Source organism: Pseudomonas sp. Pme6b, from assembly GCF_058129925.1.
This window is the reverse complement of sequence record NZ_CM176704.1, coordinates 2054628-2078674: the sequence shown is the minus strand read 5'-3', so window position 1 is coordinate 2078674 and position 24047 is coordinate 2054628. Positions and strand designations below refer to the sequence as shown.

Sequence of the window (24047 nt, the reverse complement as noted above, 5' to 3'; positions counted from 1 at the left end):
TACCTCTCGTTCCTCATGCGGACCGGCATACCCACGCGGAGCATGGGCACGATAGAGGTTCTCTGGACACCTTGATTATCGTCCCCAAGCTCTGCGTGGGGATGCAGTTCTGGACGCTCTGCGTCCGCCGTGCATGATCACGACAGCCGTTATTGAGCGGGCTCAGCCTCGGCTGGCTTGGCGCTGTCTGCTGGCTCGGCTGCCGGTGTGTCGACCGTTTCCGCCTTGAACGATGCAGGCTCGGCTGGCGCTGGCAGTGGTTCGCTTGCCGCGGGCGGCGTGGCTGATTCGGCAGCGGGTTCGGCCTTGGCGGGCGACTCCGTTGCTGCTGGAGCCAGTTTGGCGGGTTCGGCCGCCTTGGCCGGCTCGGCTGCAGCAGGGGCTACATCAGGAACACCCAGATCTGCCTTGGGCTTCTCGACAATATGCGCAGCCTTTTTCACTTCCGGTGGCAGGAAGTTTTCCACCAGACCGAAAAAGCGCTCGTAGAACTTCGCCGATGACACGGTTTCACTGGCCACCTTGACCATCGAGTCATCAGTGGAGCCTATCGGCATCGAGACGGAACCCAGCACTCCAACCCCGAGGCTGGCCGAGTTGTTGGTCTTCTTCAGCGCATAGCGGTCCTGCAGAGCGTTGGCGAACATGGTGGAACTGCCGTCCTTCGCATCAGCGGCGCACACCAGATTGAAGCTGATTTCAATATGCGCATCGCCGGTCTGTTGAAAGCTCTTGCGACCGGCAATCATCTTCGGGTCGCTGCTGGTGATGATATAGCCCTGGCTCAACAAGGCACGCCGCCCCGCTTCGCAATAAGCCAGGTCGGTGGCGGGATAACTACGGGAGAAGGTCCCGGCGTCATCGAAATGTTCGTGGTCATAAACCGCCTGCTTCGGCGATGAACAACCAGCTGCCATCAACACGGCAGAGATCCAGAATGCGGTACGAACGTTCAGTAGCTTAAACATCGAAAATCCTGAGGAAGGAAAAGACTGCCAGCAAGACTGCGAACTGGGAAATGGCGGTAAGTCTGCAACAAGGCCGACGCTGGATCAACGTACAGATCAAAAGGATTTGGATACAACACGTGTTCAGGCCAACCACCCTACTCGCCTAAGGACAAAACGCAGACAACAAAAAAGCGACCCTAGGGTCGCTTTCGTGTTTGCTTCAAGGAGTTCAAGGGCCTTGAAACGGTGTATGGCGCAGCGGACGGGACTCGAACCCGCGACCCCCGGCGTGACAGGCCGGTATTCTAACCGACTGAACTACCGCTGCGTATCGCTGTAAACCTCTTTGAAACAAACCTTCGGTAGTTTGCTTCCTGTACTTGTGACTGAGATACCCCTGGGCTTTTCAATCGCAGACCCGGCGAACCCGATCTGTACAAATATGGCGCAGCGGACGGGACTCGAACCCGCGACCCCCGGCGTGACAGGCCGGTATTCTAACCGACTGAACTACCGCTGCGCATTGTGGACTTGCGTCCTTTTGATACTTTGAAAGCCCTCGTACTTCAGCTTTCAAACTCAACGATGGTGGGTGATGACGGGATCGAACCGCCGACCCGCTGCTTGTAAGGCAGCTGCTCTCCCAGCTGAGCTAATCACCCTTTGCTTCGTTGAGGCCGCGAAATTTACGCACCTAACGAACCTAAGTCAATAGCCTGATTGAAGTTTTTTAAAAAACAGGCTCAATCGCAAAACCGCTACCACACATCAAAAGCACAACAAAGAGTCAATGTTGGCAGACTGCACGAAACTATTCGGCGTAGACCATCTTGCGCGTCATGCCGCCGTCGACCACAAATTCCTGCCCGGTCACAAAACCGGCGTTTCTGGACAACAACCACGCAACCATCGCGGCCACATCTTCTACCGTCCCTACCCTGCCGGCAGGATGCTGGGCGTGATCGGTCTCGGACAACGGCTCGGCCTTGCGCAACGAGGGGTCGCGCGCATCAATCCAGCCGGGACTGACGGCGTTTACACGTATCTCCGGCCCCAGACTGATTGCCAGCGCGTGCGTCAGCGCCATCAGGCCGCCCTTGCTGGCCGCATAAGCTTCGGTATCGGCCTCGGACTGGCGGGAGCGAGTAGAGGTAAGGTTGACGATGCTGCCACAGTGCGCACGCAGGTAAGGCGCGCAATGCTTTGCGAGCAGCATCGGACCGCCGAGGTTGACTGCCAGTACACGGTTCCAGTGCGACAGCTCAAGGCTTTCCAGCGTAGTGTTGTGCGGATCGGCAATCGCGGCGTTGCACACCAGCGCATCGAGACGGCCAAACTGCCTGAGCACCTCGGCCACACCTGCCGCGACCTGCTCTTCACTGGCAACGTCCATGGCAATGAACAGGGCATTTTCACCCAGTGCACCCGCCACTTTGAAGCCCCTCGCACGATCCAGATCGGTCAGCACCACTTGCCAGCCCTCGGCAATCAGCCACGCCGCGATACCCAGCCCGATGCCGCGCGCGGCACCTGTCACCAGAGCAACACGGCCGTTGTGGGTGCTGGCAAATTTCAACGCCCACTCTTCGCCCGTCTCGCCACTGTTTTTGTTACCGGACTTGTCGTTCACAATGCCGCCAGACCACGAGCCAGGTCGGCTTGCAGGTCCGTCACATCTTCCAGGCCCACTGCAACCCGTATCAGGCTGTCCCGAATACCCGCTGCCTCACGCTCCTGAGGTGCCAAACGACCATGAGACGTAGTGCTCGGGTGAGTGATCGTGGTTTTGCTGTCGCCCAGGTTGGCGGTGATCGAAATCAGCCGCGTGGCATCGATGAAGCGCCATGCGCCATCCTTGCCACCCTTGACTTCGAAACTTACCACCGCGCCAAAACCCTTTTGCTGACGCTGCGCCAGCTCATGCTGCGGATGACTCTTGAGTCCGGCGTAGTGGACCTTTTCGATACCGTCCTGCTGCTCGAGCCACTCGGCCAGCGCCTGGGCATTGGCACAATGAGCGCGCATCCGCAGGTTCAGGGTTTCCAGGCCCTTGAGGAAGATCCACGCGTTGAACGGGCTGAGTGTCGGCCCGGCGGTGCGCAGGAAACCCACCACTTCCTTCATCTGCTCGCTGCGGCCGGCAACCACACCGCCCATGCAACGACCCTGGCCGTCGATGAACTTGGTAGCCGAATGCACGACAATATCAGCACCCAGCAACAGCGGCTGCTGCAAGGCCGGCGTGCAGAAACAGTTGTCGACGATCAGCATCGCACCCTTGGCGTGAGCGATTTCAGCCAATGCAGCGATGTCCACCAGCTCGGCCAATGGATTGGACGGCGACTCGACAAACAGCATTTTGGTGTTGGGCTTGATGGCCGCGTCCCAGCCACTCAGCTCTGCGAGCGGAACGTAATCCACCTCAATGCCAAAGCGTTTGAAGTACTTGTCGAACAGGCTGATGGTCGAGCCAAAGACGCTGCGCGACACCAGCACATGATCACCGGCACTGCACAGGCTCATCACGACCGCCAGGGTCGCCGCCATGCCGGTGGCCGTAGCGACGGCCTGTTCGGCACCTTCCAGCGCGGCGATGCGCTCTTCAAAAGAGCGCACGGTCGGGTTGGTATAACGCGAGTAGACGTTGCCGGGCACCTCGCCAGCAAAACGCGCGGCCGCATCGGCAGCCGTGCGAAAGACATAGCTGGAGGTAAAGAACATGGGATCGCCATGCTCACCTTCCGGGGTGCGGTGTTGCCCGGCACGTACGGCAAGGGTATCGAAACCCACACCTTCAAGGTCGCTATCCAGCCGACCTGCATCCCATTCCTGAGTCATGCCGCCCACTCCTTGTCCAATTTAGTTGTTGTACAGATCGATGATCGCGCTCACGGCCTGAGTCTTGATCTTGGAGGCGTCGTTACGCGCGCTCTCGATCCTGTTCAGATAATGCTCGTCGATGTCACCGGTCACGTACTTGCCATCGAAAACCGAGCAGTCGAAGTTGTCGATCTTGATCTTCTTGCTGCCACTGACCGCTTCGATCAGGTCATTCAGATCCTGATAAACCAGCCAGTCGGCACCGATAAGGTCGGCAACGTCCTGAGTGGAACGGTTGTGGGCGATCAGCTCGTGAGCACTCGGCATGTCGATACCGTAGACGTTCGGGTAGCGCACGGCCGGGGCCGCCGAACAGAAGTAGACATTCTTGGCACCGGCTTCACGGGCCATCTGGATGATCTGCTTGCAGGTCGTGCCGCGCACGATGGAGTCATCCACCAGCATCACGTTCTTGCCACGGAACTCCAGCTCGATGGCGTTGAGCTTCTGGCGTACGGATTTCTTGCGCGCAGCCTGGCCCGGCATGATGAAGGTCCGGCCGATGTAGCGGTTCTTGACGAAACCTTCGCGGAACTTGACGCCCAGATGATTGGCCAGCTCCAGCGCAGCGGTACGGCTGGTGTCCGGAATCGGGATGACCACATCGATATCGTGATCCGGACGCTCGCGCAGGATCTTGTCGGCCAGCTTCTCGCCCATGCGCAAACGCGCCTTGTAGACCGAAATGCCGTCGATGATCGAGTCAGGACGTGCCAGATAAACGTGTTCGAAGATGCACGGCGCATACTTGGGGTTGGCCGCACACTGACGGGTATGCAGCTTGCCATCTTCAGTGATGTAGACCGCTTCGCCCGGTGCCAGGTCGCGAATCAGGGTAAAGCCGAGCACGTCCAGCGACACGCTTTCCGACGCGATCATGTATTCGACGCCTTCGTCGGTATGACGCTGGCCAAACACGATAGGACGAATGGCGTCCGGGTCACGGAAGCCGACAATGCCGTAGCCGGTGATCATTGCCACGACCGCATAGCCGCCACGGCAGCGATTATGCACGTCGGTCACTGCGGCGAAGATATCCTCTTCGGTCGGCTGCAACTTGCCACGCACGGCCAGCTCATGGGCGAAAACGTTGAGCAGCACTTCCGAATCGGAATTGGTGTTCACATGGCGCAGGTCGGATTCGTAAATCTCCTTGGCCAGTTGTTCGACGTTGGTGAGGTTGCCGTTGTGCGCCAACGTGATGCCATAAGGCGAGTTGACGTAGAACGGCTGGGCCTCTGCAGACGTCGAGCTGCCCGCCGTTGGATAGCGCACATGACCAATGCCCATATGCCCGACCAAGCGCTGCATATGGCGTTGATGAAACACATCACGCACCAATCCGTTGTCCTTGCGCAGGAATAACCGGCCATCGTGGCTGGTTACGATACCGGCAGCGTCCTGGCCGCGGTGCTGGAGGACGGTAAGCGCGTCATACAGCGCCTGATTGACGTTCGACTTGCCGACGATACCGACGATGCCACACATGCGACACAACCCCTACTTAGTGGAACTGGATTTACCGAGCACATCCTGCGGCATTGTAGACGGCAGGATCTGTTCCTTGAACGGCAGATCAGCGGGTACGCTGATGCCGCTGGCGAGCCACTTGCTGGACATCCCTAGAATCAGGTTTTTCGACCAGTCAGCGACCATGAGAAATTGCGGCACCAGCCTGGACTGCTGCCACCATTGATCCTGTTGCACCGGCCCCAGGCTCAACAGCCCTACCGCTACAACGACAAGCAGGCCTCCGCGCGCTGCGCCGAAGACCATGCCGAGAAAACGATCGGTCCCGGAAAGCCCGGTGACGCGAATCAGCTCGCCTATCAGAAAGTTGACCATGGCGCCTACCAGCAAGGTGGCGACAAAAAGAATGGTGCAGCTCGCAATCACGCGGGCCGAAGGTGTTTCTATGTAATTGACCAGATACTGCGACAGCCCCGCGCCAAACATCCAGGCCACAACGCCTGCAATGATCCACGTCGTCAACGACAGTGCTTCTTTTACGAAGCCGCGCTTCAGACTGATCAGGGCGGAGATGGCGACAATTCCCAGAATTGCCCAGTCAACCGGAGTAAATGGCACGTTGCAGCCTGCAGACGGATAAGGCGGCGCATTTTAGCAGAGCGCCCGCCTGCCGGTAAGCAGCGATTACCGGCGCGAGGCATTTTCCTTTAACGCAAGGGCACGAGGTGCCGAACGGTCAGCCCCGCTCAGGCTGAAAGCGCACCACAATACCTTTGAGCTTTTGCTGTTTGTCGAGCTGATCGCGCAGACGATCAGCTTCGGCACGCTCGATAAGCGGGCCGACAAATACCCGATTAACGCCATCGGCAGTGCGAATGTAAGCGTTGTAACCTTGAGTTCGCAGGGTCTTTTGCAGGTTATCGGCGTTGGCACGGTTGGACATGCTTGCCAGTTGAACCGACCAGCTGATCGACAGCCCGTTGGCATCGACGCCAGCAGGTGCTGCTGGCTTGGCGGGTGCCGCAGGGGCTGCCGGGGCCGGGGCCAGAGCAGGCGCAGGTGCCGGCTTGGCAGCAGGCTTCGGGGCCGGGGCGCTGGCAACCGGGGGTGCAGCCGGAGTACTTGGGGCAGGTGCGATCGGCATGGAAGGCGGCTGGCTGCTGCTCATGTCATCGTCGTTGGGCACAGGCTCCTGAGGCAGGGCCTGAGGCTCCGGAACAGGCACCGGGTCGACCCGGATCTGCGAAGCCGCAGGTGCCTGGGGTGCGGACGGTGCATCGACCTGCACCTGACGCGTTTCATCTTCCCGCGTGAAGAGCATGGGCAAGAAGATGACCGCCACAGCGATCAGCACCAGTGCTCCAACCATTCGCTGCTTGAATACGTTATCCAGCAAAGCCATTTGCAGCGTCCTCATCGGTGTACCGGGCCACCCATTCCAGGGCCTCGGCAACACAGTAAAATGATCCGAACAGCAGAATCTCGTCATCGGGCGTGGCGTGCGCGCACTGAGCTTCCAGCGCCAACGCAACACTCTGATAGGACGTCACGCAGGCGCCAAGGTTCTGCAAGGCCGAATGCAACTCTTCTGCCGGTCGGCTGCGCGAGGTAGGAAGCGGCGCAACGGCCCACTCATCGATGACCGGCACCAGATGCGCGACCACACCCTCGAGGTCCTTGTCGTTCAACAGGCCAAATACGGCGCGACGCTTGCCGACAACCGGCTGGCGCGCAAGGCATTGCTCCAGAAATTGCGCCGCATGGGGGTTGTGACCCACATCGAGAAGCAGATTGAGCCGCTTGCCTTGCCAGCTGACAGTTCTGCGATCAAGACGACCGGCGAGCCGGGTCTGCGCCAGAACCCGCCCTACTGCATCCGTTTGCAGCGGGTACCCCAGCAAGGCAAACGCCTGAAGTGCCAACGCTGCGTTCTGCATAGGCAGGTCCAGCAGTGGCAGACCGCGCAGTTCGACCTGTTCGCCGTGAGCAACACCACGCCAGTCCCAACTGTCCTTGCCTATCGAGAGGTCGAAATCACGACCACGCATCAGCAGCGGGCAACCCAACTCACGAGCCTTGGCCAGCAGCGGCTCGGGTGGTTCTGGATCGCCGCACAACGCTGGGCAACCGGCACGAAAGATTCCGGCCTTTTCGAAGGCGACCGACTCACGGGTGTTACCCAGATACTCGGCGTGATCAACACCGATACTGGTGACCAGCGCGAAATCCGCATCAACAAGATTTACCGCATCCAGGCGACCACCCAGACCGACCTCCAGAACGACCGCATCCAGCCGGGCCTGTTCGAACAGCCAGAATGCCGCCAGCGTGCCCATTTCGAAATAAGTCAGGGTTACATCACCACGCGCCGCTTCAACCGCCGCGAACGCATCGCATAACTCCAGGTCGGTTGCCTCGACACCCTGCACTTTCACCCGCTCGTTATAGCGAATCAAATGTGGGGAGCTGTAGACACCGACTTTCAAGCCCTGAGCCTGCAACAAGGCAGCGACAAAGGCGCAGGTTGATCCCTTGCCGTTGGTGCCGGTCACCGTAATCACCCTGGGAGCCGGACGCGTCAGCCCCAACTGCTGCGCTACCTGCCGAGAACGATCCAGCCCCATGTCGATGGCGGATGGATGCAGTTGCTCCAGGTAAGCGAGCCAGTCGCTCAGGGATGTAGAGGTCATATCGTGGCCGGTGCCGGTGGAACGACGATAGGCTCGATGACCGGCGCTACAAAACGAGGCGTCGGCAGGTTCATCATCTGCGCCAGCAGGTTACCCAGACGCGGACGAAGCTCGCTACGCGAGATGATCATGTCGATAGCACCGTGATCCAGCAGGAACTCGCTACGCTGGAAGCCCTCTGGCAGCTTCTCGCGAACGGTTTGCTCGATCACGCGAGGACCGGCGAAACCGATCAGCGCCTTGGGCTCGGCAACGATGACATCGCCCAGCATGGCCAGACTGGCGGAAACGCCGCCGTAGACCGGGTCCGTCAACACCGAGATAAAGGGCAGGCCTTCTTCGCGAAGACGTGCCAGAACGGCCGAGGTCTTGGCCATCTGCATCAGCGAGATCAGTGCTTCCTGCATGCGCGCACCGCCGGAAGCGGCGAAGCAGATCATCGGGCAACGATTTTCCAGGGCGTAGTTGGCGGCGCGCACGAAACGCTCGCCGACGATGGCGCCCATAGAACCGCCCATGAACGAGAACTCGAATGCTGACGCCACCACCGGCATGCCCAGCAGGGTGCCGCTCATGGAAATCAGCGCATCCATTTCACCGGTCTGCTTCTGCGCAGCGGTCAGGCGGTCCTTGTATTTCTTGCCGTCACGGAATTTCAGACGGTCGACCGGCTCAAGATCGGCACCCAGCTCTTCGCGGCCTTCAACATCCAGAAAAATATTCAGGCGTGCGCGCGCACCGATACGCATGTGGTGGTTGCACTTGGGGCAGACGTCCAGGGTCTTTTCCAGCTCCGGGCGATACAGAACCGCCTCGCAGGACGGGCATTTGTGCCAGAGGCCTTCGGGAACCGAGCTCTTTTTGACCTCGGAACGCATGATCGATGGGATCAGTTTGTCTACCAACCAGTTGCTCATGCTTTATATCTCCAGTACCGGTGTGGCTCGAACGGCTGGCGATCACGCGCCAGTCGCATGCCCTCGGATAAATTCGTGTATGGACGATGATGAAGGATAGCGATCGACCCAAGCCAGACCTGCACATCCCTCACCCCGATTTTTCACAACGACGGCGTTGCACTCTGGCACCACCGCTTACTTGATTCGACCCGCATGCCTCGTGGCAGGGACAGGCTTATGGACGGCGGCCGACCGGCAACCGTCACATCAGGTGCCATGCACCGCACTCATGAACGCAAGGATCTTTTCCCGATCCTTGATGCCCCTGCTCTTTTCGACACCGCCGCTGACATCCACGGCGTAGGGCCGAACCTGGGCAATGGCCTGCGCCACATTCGCCGACGTCAGCCCGCCCGCCAGAATGACCGGTTTATCCAGATCGTCCGGAATCAGCGCCCAATCGAAGGTTTCTCCGGTGCCGCCAGGAACACCCTCTACATAGGTGTCGAGCAGCACGCCTCGCGCATTGCGATAGGTACGGCAAACCTGAGCGATGTTATCACCCGCCTTGACCCGCAAAGCCTTGATGTAGGGGCGATGATAACCATCGCATTCATCAGGTGTTTCATCGCCATGAAACTGCAGCATGTCCAGCGCAACCGCATCCAGCGTCTCGTTGAGTTCGCAGCGGCTGGCGTTGACGAACAGGCCGACAGTGGTAATGAACGGCGGCAACGCGGCAATGATAGCGCGAGCCTGCAGCACTGTTACTGCACGCGGACTTTTCGGGTAGAACACCAGGCCAATTGCATCGGCTCCTGCCTCGGCTGCAGCCAGAGCATCCTCTATGCGGGTAATCCCGCAGATCTTGCTGCGAACGGCTGACATATAGTGAGCAACCTCAGACCTTTCGGAAAGTCCCGGATGTTAGCAAATGCTGCTCGGGTCGTCAGCCGTCCAGTTCTGCAAAGCCCGTAAGAAAATGCGGACCTACAAAACGCTCGGGCAGCGGAAATTCATCACGGTACTCGACCTGCACGAGGTACAGACCATAAGGATGGGCTGTCACACCACCGGTACGCCGAACCCGGCTTTCCAGCACGTCCCGCGCCCATTCGACCGGACGTTCGCCAGTGCCGATGGTCATCAGAACACCGGCGATGTTGCGCACCATATGGTGCAGGAAGGCATTGGCGCGCACGTCGATCACGATCATCTTGCCGTGACGCGTCACGCGCAGGTGGTGCAACTGCTTGACTGGCGACTTGGCCTGACACTGGCCGGCGCGGAAAGCGCTGAAGTCGTGAGTACCGACCAGATACTCGGCTGCCAGTGCCATCCGCTCTACATCAAGTGGGCGATGATTCCAGGTAATTTCCTGATTCAGGTGCGCCGGGCGAATCTGATCGTTGTAGATCACGTAGCGATAACGACGGGCAATGGCCTTGAAGCGGGCATGAAACGTAGCGGGCATGACCCGGGCCCAGGTTACGCTGACGTCATGGGGCAGATTGATATTTGCGCCCATGACCCAGGCCTTCATGGTGCGCTCGGCCTGCGTATCGAAATGCACCACCTGCCCGCAGGCATGCACGCCAGCATCTGTGCGGCCGGCACACATCAGTGATACCGGTGATGCAGCCACTTTTGACAAAGCGTCTTCAAGAGTTTCCTGCACGGTCAGCACACCGGATGCCTGACGTTGCCAGCCGCAATAGCGCGAGCCCTTGTATTCAACGCCCAGCGCGATTCGGGAAAAACCCTCGGCAGCCATTTCGGCTGCCGGGTTGTCTATGTTCGCCAAAGTGGTACAGCCTGTCGGTTCGCAAAAAGTCGGTCATTATACGGCCGCAAGAAAAACACGCTACCAAGCCGGGCGATTGAAATGCAAACGGCCGCATAAGCGGCCGTTTGCAGGTTGTTGCCTTAGGGGGATCAGGCCAGCCGCGAAAGCATCTCCCGCGCTTCGCTTTTCTGTCCGTCATCGCCCTCGGTGACCACTTCGTCAAGAATATCCCGGGCACCGTCTGCATCGCCCATGTCGATATAGGCGCGCGCCAGATCAAGCTTGGTCGCGGCTTCGTCAGTGCCGGCCATGAAGTCGAAGTCCGGTTCGTCATCCAGTGCCGCGGCATCTTCGGCCGTGAACCTTGGTTCATCAAGCGGCGGATGCTCGAGATTCTGTGAAAGGCGGTCCAGCTCGGCATTGACGTCGTCGATTTCGGTCGCGAATGCCTGGCTGGCCTGATCGGTTTCAATCTCGTCCGCCAGCGACAGATCAAAGTCTTCCGGAAGCTCAAGGTCATCACTGACAGGCGGCACAGACGGCGTTTCACCCAGATCAAGTGGATCATTGCCAAGGCCGAGCAGGAAGTCATCCTCGTTCTTGAGCGCCGGATCTTCTTCGGACAGGTCCAGATCGAAGTCGGCAAGGTCTTCCGGCGTAGTCGCCGCACGGACCTCTTCCTGTTGCTGCATGATCGACTCGAAGCTCAGCTCCTCGTCATCCGCTGCTGCCTGCACCTTCGGCTCATCCAGCATCAGGTCGTCAAGCTCGTTCACAGTGGTGACTTCAGGCGTGGGCGCTTCTTCGAATTCATCCAGGCTCAAGTCAAAATCGTGATCGAACGGGTCCGCTTCTTCAGCAGGTTCAGCGGCCAGCGGCGTAACCACTTCAGGTGCGGGCTCGGGATCTGCTGTTACAGCGACTTCAGGCTCAGGTTCAACCTCTTGCTCTGCCGAATCATCGGCCAACAGCTCTTCAACATACTTGGCGTCAAGCTCTGCAACCAGCGCAGCAGCACTGGCAGCTGCCGCCGCGGCCACTGCCGGAGCAGCCGACGCAGTAGCAGATTCAGAAACCGCTGGCGCAGCAACAGGCGCTACCGGCTTCAGGGTCGAGTTAAGTTCTTCCTGCTGCTCGACCTCAGCTTCACGCTTTCCCGCTGCCACCAGTTTGCGTTCGTGGGCGGCGTAAGCTTTGTTATTACCCTGCTCGGCGTAGATTTCCATCAGCTTGAGGCGAATATCATCGCGCTTCGGATCTTCCTTCACTGCTTCTTCAAGCAGTTCGACAGCCTGATTCATGCGCCCGTAAGCAATATGGATCTCGGCCTGAAGCAGCGGATCGGCAGGACGTTCGCGAGCGGCGGTGGCAGCGGCGGCACCAGCAGCCCCCATGCGAACGTTCGGTGGTGGCACGTCCAGGCCATCGAAGCTGGCTGGCGGTGCATTCATGTCCATGTCTGAAACAAAATCCGACTCCTCAGCCAGAGCACGCGCCATACGCTTGTGCTTCTCGGCTTCGGCCTTCGCAGCGCGACGACGCGCCAGGAACAACAGCAACAAGGCCAGAATCAACAATACGGCACCGCCGATCAGGCCAAGCAGTACCGGGTTGTTGAGGATTTTCTGCAGCACGTCTTCATCTTCGGCTGCAGCCACCGGCTCCACAGCCAGCGGCTGATCGGCTGCAGGAGTCGCAACCTCGGCGGCACCTGCCGGCAATGCATCCTCAGGAGCAATCTCCCCAGCCGGTTTGACCGGAGCTCCATTGGCATCGACCAGCGAAGCAGGCACTGCCGCATTGGCAGGCGTGGTGGCTTCCGGGGTGGCAGCAGCCGGAGGCACAGCTGCACCGGCGGCCTGCATTTTGGCCAACTGACCGTTTTTCAGCTCAATCAGTCGCTGTAGCTTGTCGAGCTGGCTTTGCAGGTCGTTCATGCGGCTTTTCAGCTCGGCATTGTCACGGCGCGTGGTGTCCAGAGCTTCCTGAGCCACCGCCAGCTTGTTGCCAAGATCACTGTCACCCGCTGCACCTTTTGCCGCAGGCTTGCCGCTTGCCGAAACCAGGCTCAGGTTGTCGGAGGTATCGACCTTTGAAGGAGCAGCGCCAGCGCGATCACGGCGGGTGGCATCGACCTGGCGCGTGCCGGCAGGCAGGCGACGGCCTTCACGCCAGGCGCTGTACTGCCGGGAAACTTCTGCAACTGCCTGCGGTTGTGGCAACGCGGTGGTTTGCTGCGGAGTCGGAAGGCGCAGCACCTGCCCCTTCTTCAAGCGGTTGATGTTGCCGCCGATGAAGGCTTCCGGGTTCAACGCCTGAATGGCCAGCATGGTTTGCTGGACAGTGCCGCCAGTACGTACCTTCGCGGCAATTTCCCACAACGTATCGTTATTGGCGGTGACATATTGTGCCTGTTTGTCCGCGGCTGGCGGCGGCAATACCGGCGCACTGGCGGCAGGTGCTGGAGCCTCGGGTGCCGCAGCCTCTGTCGACGGCGCGACTGTCGCCAGTTGCGCGGGTGCGGCAGGAGCAGCAGCTGGTGCCGGGGCGGCGGCCGCAGCGGCGGCCTCTGGAGAAAACTTCGGTGGATCGAGCAGAAGGCTGTATTCACGCAGCAACCGGCCATTTGGCCAGAGCACCTGAACCAGGAACTTCACGTAAGGCTCGCGCACCGGCTTGCTGGAAGTAATGCGCAGGACACTTTTACCGCTGGCGTTGATAACCGGGGTAAAAGTGAGATCGTTGAGAAATGCCTGACGGGTAACGCCCGCCTGAGCGAAGTCAGCAGTGGTCGCCAGGCTCGGCACAACTTGCGTTGCGTTAAGCCCCTGCGCCTCAGTCAACTCTATTTCCGCTACCAGGGGCTGATTCAGGGTCGACTTGACCGACAATTCCCCGAGCCCCAGCGCCTGCGCCATACCCGATGACAGCGCTGAAGCCGCAGCGATTGCTAATACCAGTTTACGAACCTGAACCATAGCCCATCCCTTGTTTAAAGATTCCCCGAGATCCGGGGAGGTAGTCCTGCATTTGGGTGTAAGGCGTATCGCCGCTAAAACAATTATTCAAATTGTTGCCAAGTATCTTTTACACATAGTCTTTTATCAACAATTCGCCAACCTGCACAGCATTGAGCGCAGCGCCTTTTCGTACATTATCTGACGTCAGCCACAGATTCAGCTGCTCGGGATCGTCAATTCCCGCCCGAACGCGCCCCACATAAACCACGTCCTGCCCTACGGCATCACCCACTGGCGTAGGGTAATCACCCTCATCGACCAGTTCGATTCCGGCGGCAGACTCGAGTGCCGCATTGATCGCCGCAACATCGACCGAACCTGCGGTGCGCAGCGTTACGGTAAAGCTGTCGCCAAAGAACACCGGCACTTGAATGCAGGTAGCAGACACTTTGAGCAATGGCAGCGTCAGCAGTTCGCGTAATTCATCGACCAGACGCCTTTCCAGCGGCAAATGCCCCGACTCGTCAGGCGTCCCGACCTGGGCCAGTACGTTGAACGCCATCTGACGATCAAAAAAGCGGGTTTCCAGCGGGCGGACATTCAATAGCTCGGTAGTCTGACGCGCCAGCTCACTGACGCCTTCGCGCCCGAGTGCGGAGACCGCCAGACAGGCCGTTACTGTCACCGACTGGATATCGATCAACCCGCGCAACGGCGCCAAAGCCAGTGCGACCGCAGTGGCAGAGGCGCTCGGGCTGGCCACCAGCGAGGCGGCCGCGCCGCTGTGCAAAAGCGTAGCATTTATTTCCGGCACGATATTAGGTGCCTGCACGACGGGAAATGCACCGGACAAGTCGACGACCGAGCACCCCGCCGCCACGGCCTTTTCGGCGTAACTGCGGCTTACCGCCGGGCCAGCGGCGAAGAATGCCAGGCGCACCTTGCTGAAGTCGAACTCATCGACTTCCCGTACGCGTACATTCTTGCCCCGAAACGGCACCGAGTGACCCGCAGACTCGATACTTGCCAGCAGGTGCAGATTGCCGACCGGGAAGTTGCGCTCCTCCAGCACCTGGACAACGGTTTCGCCGACAGTACCGGTTGCGCCGATTACGGCGATATCAAAGGACTGGCTCATGCAAAAACCTCAGGGAAATCAGGGAGCGGCACTTTAACTGTCGCACTGGCGACAGGCAATTCAAGCCGGCAAATAGCCGTGTTTTTCAAGGTTCAAGACCCACCGGGAAAAACACGCCGTGACTCCAGACACCCAGCCAGCGCTGCCCGTCGATCTTGCGGGAGACCGCCAGCTCGACCAGTTGATAAAAGACATTGCGGTGAATCAGCGCCTCAAGATTGCTCCGCACATGGATATACGGCGCTGGCTCCTGAGTATCAGGGTTTGTCACAACCCGCAAAGGGTGCTCCGGCCCCGCTTCAGTCTGATCCTCGACATTGGTCAGGAAGCGCAGCACCTGACCCTCACCCTCTCCCAGCACCTCAAGGGTTACGGCGACAAAGGGCGCGTCATCGACCTTGATGCCGACTTTCTCGACAGGGGTAATCAGAAAATAGTCATCGCCGTCGCGACGCATGATCGTCGAGAACAACCTGACCATTGGTTTGCGGCCGATCGGCGTGCCCAGGTAATACCACGTCCCGTCTCGGGCGATACGCATGTCGATATCGCCACAGAAATCCGGATTCCACAAATGAACAGGCGGCAACCCCTTGGTTTTGGGGATCTGCGCAAACAGATCACCCGCCTTGTTTGAATCGGTCACTCCACTCTCCTGACGCTGGCTTAACGTTCGACGCCCAATAAGGTACGAGCGTAGTCCTCAAGAGGCGGACCCAGCAAATCTTCGGGGCTTTTGTCGTAAAGCGTCAGCAATCCGCCACGGCTGCGAATGCGCGCGCTGTCGATAAGGTAACGGGTGCTGGTTTCGATCAGCATCAGTTGAATGACACCGCTGTCGACACCCAGACGGTCCACGGCTTCCTGATCGGCCCACTGATCGCCGGTGCCGATGCGATCATCGGCCTTGGCAAAACGGGTGTAGAGCAAATAATGTGCGCCTGCACTGCGCGCCTCGATCATGGCCTCATCCAGGCCCATTGGCCCACGGGCACGACGGACCATCGGGAAGTACTCGATGAACCCCTTGAAGGCCTCTTCAGCCACCACATTGGGCCGCGGATAGGCATTGCCTGGCGGCACGAAGGCACCTTGCGCGATATAAATGAACGAGTCGGGCTGCACACGCCAGTTGGCAGTACGGCGAGTGTCGCTGTGATCGAGCAGACCCGCATCGCTGAATTGCTCGCGAACCCCCTCGCCCATGTCACTGACTTTCATGCAGCCACTCAACGCCAAAAGCGCGAGCAGCATAACCAGGCTACGCATCATCCCCTCCCAAATACCGGTGACGGAAAACCGGCGAATGGTCGTCGGATGCAGCTTCCGCGCCATCTCTGGCACAGCAGGCACCAAAGCCTTGAAGCAGATGCTCAAGACCGGGCCGGGGCGTTATTCCGTAGCAGGGTCGGGTTTGGGCTCGGCGACGACGTCGGCATCGCGCTTGCGCTTGTTGCCCATACGCACGCCGATGTCCATGAGGAAGTGGAAGAAGCCTTCCTGATCTTCCAGCACATTGCTCCAGAACGGCGAGTGGTACAGCGCAACGGCGCCATGCACCAGCGCCCAGGCGGCACAGTAGTGGTAGTAAGGCGGGACATCTTCGAGCTTGCCTTCGGTGATGCGGCCTTTGATCAGCAGGGTCAGGTGTTCGAAGTTGGAGGCGCGGATCTTGTGGAGCTCTTCGACCAGCTCGGGCACCTGATTGCCCTTGACCACTTTTTCCTCCAGGCGGTCGAACAGGCGATAGCGCTGCGGATCACGCATACGGAATTCGAAGTAGGCACGTGAGAGCGCCTCCTTGTCCTTGTCGACATCAGCGGAGTGCAGCAGCTCGTTCAGGTCTCGCTCATAGTCGAGCATCAGGCGCAGATAGATTTCTGCCTTGGACTTGAAGTGCTTGTAGATGGTGCCTTTACCAATGCCGACGGCGTCCGCGATCATCTCGACAGTGACGCTGTCTTCGCCCTGCTCCAGGAACAGCTTTAGCGCGGTGTCGAGAATTTCCTGCTCACGGCGGCGAAATTCACGGACCTTACGAGGTTCTTTCTGCATAGAGAGGTCTGTCAGGATCGAAATCGAAGCCGGGTATTATGCCCAATCGGCGCTAAATTGCACGGATCATCCTTACTTGTCGATCTTTATGAACGAAACCGGCGAAAAATTCGCATTTTGGCGTCAGCTTCGCAAACCGGACACACGACGGTATGCTACGACGCAGGCAGTACCGGGGATGCAGCGACAAACTCCAGGTAACCCGTGATCACTACATACAACGTGAAATAGGCAAAGATCAGCGCCGAGGCAATGTAGGACCAGCGCAACATACGCTCCCCCATGAAACGCCCACCCTGATGTGCCAGCGCACACAGCGAGATCGACCAGACCACGCCCGCCGCAACGAACCCGGCAAGAAAGGTCGAGGCACTGGCAAGATCAGAACCCTGTCGAGCAATCAGCGCACCGCCGACTGCAGCAAACCAGAGAATGGCGCTGGGTGATGACATCGCCAGAAAAATTCCGCGCAGGAACAACGCCAGGCTGGATTTTTCCGATTGAACATCCTGATTATCGAGGCCGGCACTGAGCGCGGTGGCACTCATGACCATCCTGAAGCAGAACCAGGCCAACACCGCCGTACCGCCGAGCCAGAGCACGTAGCGTACGGCTTCATATTGCAGCAGCACCGCCATGCCGAGCATGGCCAGGACCGCATAGGCCAGATCGCCGACACAGGTTCCCAACCCAAGCCACAGCCCCTTGGAAAAGCCGCGCTGCATGGACAGCGTGATCATGGCTATATTTGCCAGGCCAATATCCAGGCATAACGACAGACTCAGTAGAAAACCGTTGGAAAACTCCACTCGAACACTCCGACCAGGCACTGAAAAACCTCGGCATGCCTGACCTGCTGGCGTACACGGGCAAATTTGATGCGATGGCCTTGTATCCCGTCCGGCAAAAAGTGCTCATCAAGGACTCAAGAATCGCTTTAGTATTCCAAAACTGTTTAAAAAACGATCACAAGGCACTGGACGGTACGCCATGCTGGGCAATACTTAAGCCACTGACGGGTCATCATTCCCCAAATGACTCGCCAGTAAAGGTGCCTAAGGACTAGCGTGCCTTTGTTTTACTCCTAATGGTCTTAACCCGGCTTCACCCCCCCCAGAATCCGGGTTTTTTTTGCCCGCGATTTGCCGTCAGTCAACGTGTACGCCACTCAGCGTTGAACATGCGCCAGCGGGAACAGGCGAGCGAAGTTAGCGGTGGTCTGCTCGGCGAAATGTTCGTAGGACTCGCCCCGTAGCATCGCCAGAAACTCGGCAACTTCGCGTACGTACTGCGGCAGATTCGGTTTGCCCCGATAAGGGATAGGCGCAAGGTACGGGGAATCGGTTTCGACCAGCAGCCGGTCAGCGGGGACTTGCCTTGCGACATCCCGCAGGGCGTCGGCGTTGCGAAAGGTCACGATGCCGGACAGCGAGATGTAGTAACCCATATCCAGCGCCGCCCTGGCCATCTCCCAGTCTTCGGTAAAGCAATGCAGAACGCCCGCCTGAGGCAGCGCCGCATCACGCAGAAGGCTCAATGTATCGGCGCGCGCGCCACGGGTATGGATGATCACCGGCTTGCCAGTGACACTGGCTGCCTCCAGGTGCAACCGAAAAGAAGCCTGCTGCAGCTCGGCAGCTTCGGGTTCGTAGTGATAGTCCAGACCGGTTTCACCTATCGCCACCACTCGCGGGTGATCCAGCTCCTTGAGCAACCAGTCCAGAGGCGGCATCTCACCGGGCTTCACGTCCAGCGGATGAATGCCTACCGAGCAGTCGACATCGGCGTAGCGCTCGGCGAGCGCCTTGACCGCGCCTGCATTGTCGGCGCTGACACCGATACATAGAAAATGCCCGACCCCTCTGCCCCGAGCGGCTTCAAGGGCTGCATCCAGCGAACCGTCGTGCTGGGCAAGGTCAAGGCGATCAAGGTGACAATGGGAGTCTACAAGCATGGGTTAAAACACAACTACATCGTATGGGTTGGACGATCGGACTTCAGAGCACCGACCAGATGAGTTTCGATCAGATTGCGCGCGGTATTGTCGCCATCATTGAATTGCACGCCGACACCGGCAGTCCGGTTGCCCTGCGCACCTTTTGGCGTAATCCAGGCGACGCGGCCAGCCACCGGAACCTTCTCCGGTTCGTCCATCAGATTGAGCAGCATGAACACTTCATCACCCAGCTTGTAGCTTTTGCTGGTGGGGATGAACAGCCCGCCGTTTCTGATGAATGGCATGTAGGCAGCGTAAAGCACGGATTTGTCCTTGATGGTCAGGGACAGAATGCCATTACGTGGACCTGTGTTCAGCGGCAGACTCATGACAACACCTCAACGGTTCCGGATAACGCCGAGTCTACGCCTGTCCCGGCAGGCCTGCCCACTGCACCAGCAATGCTTCAAGCAGCAAGACCCGGTTTAGATTGGCCTTGGACATGACTTTTTGCCTCTGTGCCAGAATCCAGTCCTGGATCTCCAGCACTTTTGCGCGAGAAGACTTCTGCGCCAGGTATTGAACGACCTTGCGCATGTCGCCAAGACCAAGGCCTTCCTCGTCCTGCGTCATCTGATAGCGCAGGATCAGGTGCGACCAGTCACAGAACCAGTCGAACAACAATAACAACGGGATATCCTTCCAGCCTTCGGCCAGCTGGGTAGCCGATTGCTGTTGCTTGAGTAGCTTCTTGACGCCATCCACCACCAGCGCGTGTTGTTCGCGAACGCCTTGCGTGTAAAGTGCCACGGCAGCCAGCGGCGACCCCGCTGCCAGCGTCAGCAATTCGAAGCGTTCTTCCTGCGTGCAATCAGGCAGGGCATTGCCCAGCCAGTCCAGACTCATCTGCTCACTGGGCAATGGGCAGGCCTGCTGCACACAGCGACTTTTTACCGTTGGCAGCAAGCGGCTCGGCTGATGGCTGACCAGCAATAGAACGGTATTGCCCGACGGCTCCTCAAGACTCTTCAACAAGGCATTGGCAGCGTTGATGTTCATCGCTTCCACCGGCTCGACAAGCACCACCTTGCGACCGCCCATCTGGGCGGTCTGCACCACAAAGCTCACCAGGTCACGGACCTGATCAACCTTGATCGGCTTGTCTGCTTCTTCCGGCTCCAGCACATAGTTGTCCGGATGACTGCCAGCCGCCAGCAGCAGGCAGGATTTGCAATGCCCGCAGGCCTCAAGCGCTTCGGGAGCCTTGCACAGCAGGCTGGCCATCAGGCGCTCGGCCAGTGCCCGCTTGCCGATACCAGCCGGACCGTGCAGCAGATAGGCATGAGCGTGCTGAGCACGACCGGCCATCTGCTGCCAGAGTGATGCCTGCCAGGGGTAGGCTTCAGCCACGTCGCAGCTCCAGCAACTGCGGCAGCAATGCATCAAGGGAAGCCTGAACGTCAGCCAGCGGCTGGGCCGCGTCCACCAGACGATACCGCGCAGGATCCGCCTTCGCCCGCTGCAGATAAGTCGAGCGCACCGCGTCGAAGAAAGCCCGGCCTTCCTGCTCGAAGCGATCGAGTCGGCCACGTGCTGCGGCACGTGACAGACCGATTTCCACCGGCAGGTCAAACACCAGCGTCAGATCAGGCCGCAGATCGCCTTGAACAAACTCTTCCAACACGGCAATACGCTGCTGAGACAAGCCGCGGCCACCACCTTGATACGCGTAGGTTGCATCGGTAAACCGATCACAAAGCACCACCTCGCCACGCGCCAGAGCCGGGCGAATGACCTCGGCCAGGTGTTGTGCGCGCGCGGCAAACACCAGCAGCAGTTCGGTGTCGGCACTCATGGCTTCATCACTGGGAGCCAGCAGCAGTTCGCGAATGCGCTCGGCCAGCGGAGTGCCGCCCGGCTCGCGGGTCAGCAATAACTGAACGCCCTGCGCGCGCAGCTGTGCCGCCAGGTATTCGCGATTGGTACTTTTGCCAGCACCTTCCGGGCCTTCAAGGGTGATAAACAAGCCAGTCACAGGTAATCCTTAATTATTGCCATCATTGCGCATTCGGCTCGGGCTGAGGGGCATCTGTTGCAGTCGCAGGCTCGGGCTCTGAAGAGGGAGAATCAGTTGATGGTGCCGGTGCAGCAGGTGCCGGGCTGGAGCGATAATCTGCGCGGCGCTTGAGCTGATAGTCACGCACCGCTGAGTTATGGGCATCCAGATCGTCCGAGAACACATGGCTGCCGTCCCCCTTGGCCACGAAATACAGGCTGCTGCCCGCTACCGGGTTGAGCGCGGCATGAATCGCCTCGCGCCCCACCAGTGAAATCGGTGTCGGCGGCATACCGGCTATCACGTAGGTATTGTACGGCGTGGGTTCCTTGAGATTGGCCCGGGTCAACTTGCCGTTGTAGCGCTCGCCCATGCCATAGATCACGGTCGGATCGGTCTGCAACTGCATGCCCAGCTTCAAGCGACGCACGAACACACCCGCGATCTGGCCACGCTCCTGAGGCACACCGGTTTCCTTCTCGACCAGCGACGCCATGATCAGGGCCTGATAAGGATTGGAATACGGAGCCTCAGACGACCTGGCGTTCCATTCTTCATCCAGCACTTCTTCCAGACGACTGTAAGCCTGCCTGAGCAATTCGGCATCGGTCATGCCGCGCACATAGCGATAGGTGTCAGGAAAGAAACGCCCTTCAGGGAATACATCAGGATGGCCGATTTTTGCCATCAGCTCGCCGTCGGACAAGCCAGCCAGCGTTTGATCGAGCTTGGCCTGTTTGGCCAGCGCAGCCCGCACCTGACGGAAATTCCAGCCCTCGACCAGCGTCAGGCTGTATTGCACAACCTCCTTGCGCTTCCAGACGTCGAACAGCCCCTTGACGTTCATGCCCGGCACCATGCGGTATTCGCCGCTGTGCAGTGCCTGTCCGGAGAGGTTGAAACGCCAGTAGAGGCGCAACCAGAAGGCGTCCTTGATCACGCCATCGGCCTGCAGTCGATTAAGCACACCGGTCGGCGTTGAGCCGGCCGGGACATCCAGCAGTTGCTCCTGAGCGACTTCGAGCGGCTGGTTCAGCGCCTGATGTTGCTGCCAGAACGCAAAGCCGAGCAAAAGGCCTGCCAGAACGACAGCTGTTTCCAGCAACACCAATATTTTTCGGATCACAAATCAGATATCCAGAAGGGTGCGAGCAATACCTTGCAGTTTACGGGTGAGCGGCCCGACCGGCCAGCTCAAGACTGTAAAGCCGCGAACCGGCCAGACGCCGTAGACGCTATTGCATAGAAACACTTCGTCCGCCGATTCAAGGTCGGACAGGTGCAAATCACGGATATCGACAACCAGTCCCAGGTTTCGTGCCTGATCCAGTAACTCGGCACGCATCACCCCCGCTACCCCGCAGCGGCTCAGATCGGCAGTCAGCAGGCGGCCCTGGCTTACCAGAAACAGATTGCTGTAGACACCCTCGATCAATCGCCCGGAGGTATCGCGCATCAAGCCTTCGGCATGCTCGCTATCGCTCCATTCCGAGCGGGCCAGCACCTGTTCCAGGCGATTCAGATGCTTGAGTCCAGCCAGAAGCGGCTGTTCCGCCAGACGCGTCTGGCAGGCAAACAGGCGCACGCCCTGCTCGGCATGCACACCCGGATAGGCTGGCGCAGAGCCGCCCTGCAGGATTCGACGCGATTGGGCATTGGGGGCTGGAGCGTAACCGCGCTGGCTGTCGCCGCGGGTAAGGATCAGCTTCATGACACCATCGCCAAGCTCTGCAGCGAAGCGGGTCATTTCTGCACGGATAAGCGCATGATCGGTTGCGATCGACAAGCGCGCGCATCCGTTTTCGAGACGCTGCAGATGGCGCTCCAGGAGCAATGGCTGCCCGGCCTTGACGACGATGGTTTCAAACAGTCCATCGCCGTAGGCCAGCCCCCGGTCCTTGAGGGACAAGGCGTCTGCGGGGCAGCCATCGACCCAGGCGGGCATTACTCGGCGAACCGACGGAATACCAGCGAACCGTTGGTGCCACCGAAGCCGAACGAGTTCGACAGAACGACATCGATCGGCATGCGGCGTGCTTCGTGAGGCACGAAATCCAGATCGCAGCCTTCGCTTGGCTCATCCAGGTTGATGGTCGGCGGAGCCACCTGATCAACCATTGCCAGCACACTGAAGATCGCCTCGACAGCACCAGCAGCGCCCAGCAGGTGGCCGGTCATCGACTTGGTCGAACTGACAGCCAGCTTGTAGGCGTGATCACCAAACACCGACTTGATCGCAGAGGCCTCGGCCAGATCGCCCGCAGGCGTCGACGTACCGTGTGCGTTGATGTACTGCACCTGATCGGCATTGACCTTCGCATCACGCAACGCATTGACGATGCAGCGTGCAGCACCGGCACCGTCATCAGGTGGCGAGGTCATGTGATAGGCATCGCCGCTCATGCCGAACCCGACCAGTTCAGCGTAGATGGTCGCGCCGCGTGCTTTGGCGTGTTCAAGCTCTTCAAGCACCATCGCACCGGCACCGTCAGACAGGACGAAACCATCACGGCCTTTGTCCCAGGGACGGCTGGCACGGGTCGGGTCGTCGTTGCGGGTCGACAGCGCACGCGCGGCACCGAAACCACCCAGCCCCAGGCCACAGGCAGCCATTTCAGCGCCACCGGCAATCATCACGTCCGCTTCGTCATAGGCGATGTTGCGAGCCGCCATGCCGATGCAGTGGGTCGCCGTGGTGCAAGCCGTGGCGATGGAGTAATTAGGCCCCTGTGCACCCAGATGGATAGACAGGAAACCGGAAATCATGTTGATGATCGAGCCCGGCACGAAAAACGGTGAAATCCGTCCTGGGCCTTGCTCGTGCAGCAGACGACTGCTGTTTTCGATGTTGGTCAGACCACCGATACCCGAACCCATCGCGACGCCGATGCGTTCACGGTTTGCATCAGTGACTTCGAGGCCTGCATTACGCACCGCCTGAAAGCTGGCCGCGAGGCCATACTGAATGAAGAGATCGAGCCGGCGCGCTTCTTTGGGCGCGAGGTATTCTTCGACGTTGAAACCCTTGACCGAACCGCCGAAACGGGTGGTGAAGGCCGACAAGTCCGTGTGCTCGATAAGGCCAATGCCACTGCGGCCCGCCAGAATGCCCTGCCAACTGCTGGGCACGTCATTGCCCAGTGGCGAAAGCATGCCCATCCCGGTGACCACGACGCGTCTACGCGACACAGGACTCTCCTTCTCTCTTGTTTACGGAACAATCAGTT

23 protein-coding genes and 3 tRNA genes are annotated in these 24047 nt (G+C 59.3%); all 26 read right to left on the bottom strand.

All coding sequences use genetic code 11. The features are described from left to right. Positions 1-149: 149 nt before the first annotated feature. Positions 150-968 carry a DUF2242 domain-containing protein gene (locus tag AC4ANE_RS09565; protein ID WP_002552716.1) on the bottom strand — a complete coding sequence of 273 codons (819 nt, stop codon included), beginning with the start codon at positions 966-968 and terminating at the stop codon, positions 150-152. 233 nt (positions 969-1201) lie between these two features. Next, positions 1202-1278, bottom strand: a tRNA-Asp gene (locus AC4ANE_RS09560). A gap of 115 nt (positions 1279-1393) precedes the next feature. Then, positions 1394-1470 (bottom strand) — tRNA-Asp (locus AC4ANE_RS09555). Positions 1471-1536: 66 nt separating this feature from the next. Further along, positions 1537-1612 (bottom strand) — tRNA-Val (locus tag AC4ANE_RS09550). Between the two features lie 149 nt (positions 1613-1761). Beyond that, complete coding sequence (locus tag AC4ANE_RS09545) at positions 1762-2526, bottom strand: SDR family oxidoreductase (RefSeq protein WP_161796185.1); 765 nt, start codon at positions 2524-2526, stop codon at positions 1762-1764. 50 nt (positions 2527-2576) lie between these two features. Beyond that, entirely contained in the window at positions 2577-3788 is a 1212-nt protein-coding gene (locus tag AC4ANE_RS09540; RefSeq protein ID WP_002552714.1) for an O-succinylhomoserine sulfhydrylase, read from the bottom strand. Positions 3789-3809: 21 nt separating this feature from the next. Then, positions 3810-5318, bottom strand: a complete 1509-nt coding sequence (purF, locus tag AC4ANE_RS09535; RefSeq protein WP_004657889.1) for an amidophosphoribosyltransferase — start codon at positions 5316-5318, stop codon at positions 3810-3812. A gap of 12 nt (positions 5319-5330) precedes the next feature. Then, the gene (locus AC4ANE_RS09530; RefSeq protein ID WP_002552712.1) at positions 5331-5918 is read right to left on the bottom strand and encodes a CvpA family protein; all 588 of its coding nucleotides are present in this window, start codon (positions 5916-5918) and stop codon (positions 5331-5333) included. Positions 5919-6036: 118 nt separating this feature from the next. After that, a complete protein-coding gene (locus AC4ANE_RS09525; RefSeq protein ID WP_002552711.1) occupies positions 6037-6702 on the bottom strand; it encodes an SPOR domain-containing protein in 666 nt (221 codons plus the stop codon). Then, positions 6686-7990, bottom strand: a complete 1305-nt coding sequence (folC, locus tag AC4ANE_RS09520) for a bifunctional tetrahydrofolate synthase/dihydrofolate synthase (protein WP_031594873.1) — start codon at positions 7988-7990, stop codon at positions 6686-6688. Before folC ends, AC4ANE_RS09525 begins: the two co-directional genes overlap by 17 nt. Further along, positions 7987-8907, bottom strand: a complete 921-nt coding sequence (gene accD / locus AC4ANE_RS09515; protein ID WP_002552709.1) for an acetyl-CoA carboxylase, carboxyltransferase subunit beta — start codon at positions 8905-8907, stop codon at positions 7987-7989. The genes folC and accD overlap by 4 nt, the downstream gene beginning before the upstream one ends. Before the next feature lie 249 nt (positions 8908-9156). Beyond that, positions 9157-9777: a phosphoribosylanthranilate isomerase gene (locus tag AC4ANE_RS09510; RefSeq protein WP_002552708.1), complete on the bottom strand. Its 621-nt coding sequence runs from the start codon at positions 9775-9777 to the stop codon at positions 9157-9159. Positions 9778-9838: 61 nt separating this feature from the next. After that, complete coding sequence (gene truA / locus AC4ANE_RS09505) at positions 9839-10663, bottom strand: tRNA pseudouridine(38-40) synthase TruA (RefSeq protein WP_011168144.1); 825 nt, start codon at positions 10661-10663, stop codon at positions 9839-9841. Between the two features lie 161 nt (positions 10664-10824). Further along, complete coding sequence (locus AC4ANE_RS09500; protein ID WP_031594872.1) at positions 10825-13653, bottom strand: motility hub landmark protein FimV; 2829 nt, start codon at positions 13651-13653, stop codon at positions 10825-10827. A gap of 109 nt (positions 13654-13762) precedes the next feature. After that, the gene (locus AC4ANE_RS09495) at positions 13763-14773 is read right to left on the bottom strand and encodes an aspartate-semialdehyde dehydrogenase (protein ID WP_002552704.1); all 1011 of its coding nucleotides are present in this window, start codon (positions 14771-14773) and stop codon (positions 13763-13765) included. Positions 14774-14858: 85 nt separating this feature from the next. Then, positions 14859-15419 (bottom strand): DUF1285 domain-containing protein, encoded by a 561-nt coding sequence (locus tag AC4ANE_RS09490; protein ID WP_002552703.1) that lies wholly within the window; start codon positions 15417-15419, stop codon positions 14859-14861. A 20-nt stretch (positions 15420-15439) separates the two neighbouring features. Beyond that, positions 15440-16042, bottom strand: a complete 603-nt coding sequence (locus tag AC4ANE_RS09485) for a DUF4823 domain-containing protein (protein ID WP_002552702.1) — start codon at positions 16040-16042, stop codon at positions 15440-15442. Between the two features lie 123 nt (positions 16043-16165). Then, positions 16166-16828, bottom strand: coding sequence for a TetR/AcrR family transcriptional regulator (locus AC4ANE_RS09480; protein WP_031594871.1), 663 nt, complete (start codon positions 16826-16828; stop codon positions 16166-16168). 155 nt (positions 16829-16983) lie between these two features. Continuing rightward, positions 16984-17637, bottom strand: coding sequence for a LysE family translocator (locus AC4ANE_RS09475; RefSeq protein ID WP_002552700.1), 654 nt, complete (start codon positions 17635-17637; stop codon positions 16984-16986). A gap of 359 nt (positions 17638-17996) precedes the next feature. Further along, on the bottom strand, positions 17997-18782 hold the full coding sequence (locus tag AC4ANE_RS09470; protein ID WP_002552699.1) for a TatD family hydrolase: 786 nt from the start codon (positions 18780-18782) through the stop codon (positions 17997-17999). Between the two features lie 14 nt (positions 18783-18796). Then, positions 18797-19153, bottom strand: a complete 357-nt coding sequence (locus tag AC4ANE_RS09465) for a PilZ domain-containing protein (protein WP_002552698.1) — start codon at positions 19151-19153, stop codon at positions 18797-18799. A gap of 34 nt (positions 19154-19187) precedes the next feature. Beyond that, entirely contained in the window at positions 19188-20174 is a 987-nt protein-coding gene (locus AC4ANE_RS09460) for a DNA polymerase III subunit delta' (RefSeq protein WP_002552697.1), read from the bottom strand. Further along, the gene (gene tmk / locus AC4ANE_RS09455; protein ID WP_460408865.1) at positions 20167-20799 is read right to left on the bottom strand and encodes a dTMP kinase; all 633 of its coding nucleotides are present in this window, start codon (positions 20797-20799) and stop codon (positions 20167-20169) included. Before tmk ends, AC4ANE_RS09460 begins: the two co-directional genes overlap by 8 nt. Before the next feature lie 22 nt (positions 20800-20821). Next, complete coding sequence (mltG, locus tag AC4ANE_RS09450) at positions 20822-21946, bottom strand: endolytic transglycosylase MltG (protein WP_002552695.1); 1125 nt, start codon at positions 21944-21946, stop codon at positions 20822-20824. A gap of 3 nt (positions 21947-21949) precedes the next feature. Then, entirely contained in the window at positions 21950-22765 is an 816-nt protein-coding gene (gene pabC / locus AC4ANE_RS09445) for an aminodeoxychorismate lyase (protein ID WP_002552694.1), read from the bottom strand. Then, positions 22765-24009 (bottom strand): beta-ketoacyl-ACP synthase II, encoded by a 1245-nt coding sequence (gene fabF, locus AC4ANE_RS09440; protein ID WP_002552693.1) that lies wholly within the window; start codon positions 24007-24009, stop codon positions 22765-22767. The genes pabC and fabF overlap by 1 nt, the downstream gene beginning before the upstream one ends. Positions 24010-24047 lie beyond the last annotated feature (38 nt).

Coding starts and splice junctions, on each gene's coding strand:
- AC4ANE_RS09565 (WP_002552716.1), bottom strand. CDS start 968: ATGTTTAAGCTACTGAACGTTCGTACCGCATTCTGGATCTCTGCCGTG.
- pabC (WP_002552694.1), bottom strand. CDS start 22,765: ATGCCCGCCTGGGTCGATGGCTGCCCCGCAGACGCCTTGTCCCTCAAG.
- AC4ANE_RS09480 (WP_031594871.1), bottom strand. CDS start 16,828: ATGCAGAAAGAACCTCGTAAGGTCCGTGAATTTCGCCGCCGTGAGCAG.
- AC4ANE_RS09510 (WP_002552708.1), bottom strand. CDS start 9,777: ATGTCAGCCGTTCGCAGCAAGATCTGCGGGATTACCCGCATAGAGGAT.
- AC4ANE_RS09500 (WP_031594872.1), bottom strand. CDS start 13,653: ATGGTTCAGGTTCGTAAACTGGTATTAGCAATCGCTGCGGCTTCAGCG.
- AC4ANE_RS09540 (WP_002552714.1), bottom strand. CDS start 3,788: ATGACTCAGGAATGGGATGCAGGTCGGCTGGATAGCGACCTTGAAGGT.
- purF (WP_004657889.1), bottom strand. CDS start 5,318: ATGTGTGGCATCGTCGGTATCGTCGGCAAGTCGAACGTCAATCAGGCG.
- AC4ANE_RS09495 (WP_002552704.1), bottom strand. CDS start 14,773: ATGAGCCAGTCCTTTGATATCGCCGTAATCGGCGCAACCGGTACTGTC.
- accD (WP_002552709.1), bottom strand. CDS start 8,907: ATGAGCAACTGGTTGGTAGACAAACTGATCCCATCGATCATGCGTTCC.
- folC (WP_031594873.1), bottom strand. CDS start 7,990: ATGACCTCTACATCCCTGAGCGACTGGCTCGCTTACCTGGAGCAACTG.
- AC4ANE_RS09525 (WP_002552711.1), bottom strand. CDS start 6,702: ATGGCTTTGCTGGATAACGTATTCAAGCAGCGAATGGTTGGAGCACTG.
- AC4ANE_RS09470 (WP_002552699.1), bottom strand. CDS start 18,782: ATGCTTGTAGACTCCCATTGTCACCTTGATCGCCTTGACCTTGCCCAG.
- AC4ANE_RS09465 (WP_002552698.1), bottom strand. CDS start 19,153: ATGAGTCTGCCGCTGAACACAGGTCCACGTAATGGCATTCTGTCCCTG.
- truA (WP_011168144.1), bottom strand. CDS start 10,663: ATGGCTGCCGAGGGTTTTTCCCGAATCGCGCTGGGCGTTGAATACAAG.
- AC4ANE_RS09485 (WP_002552702.1), bottom strand. CDS start 16,042: ATGCGTAGCCTGGTTATGCTGCTCGCGCTTTTGGCGTTGAGTGGCTGC.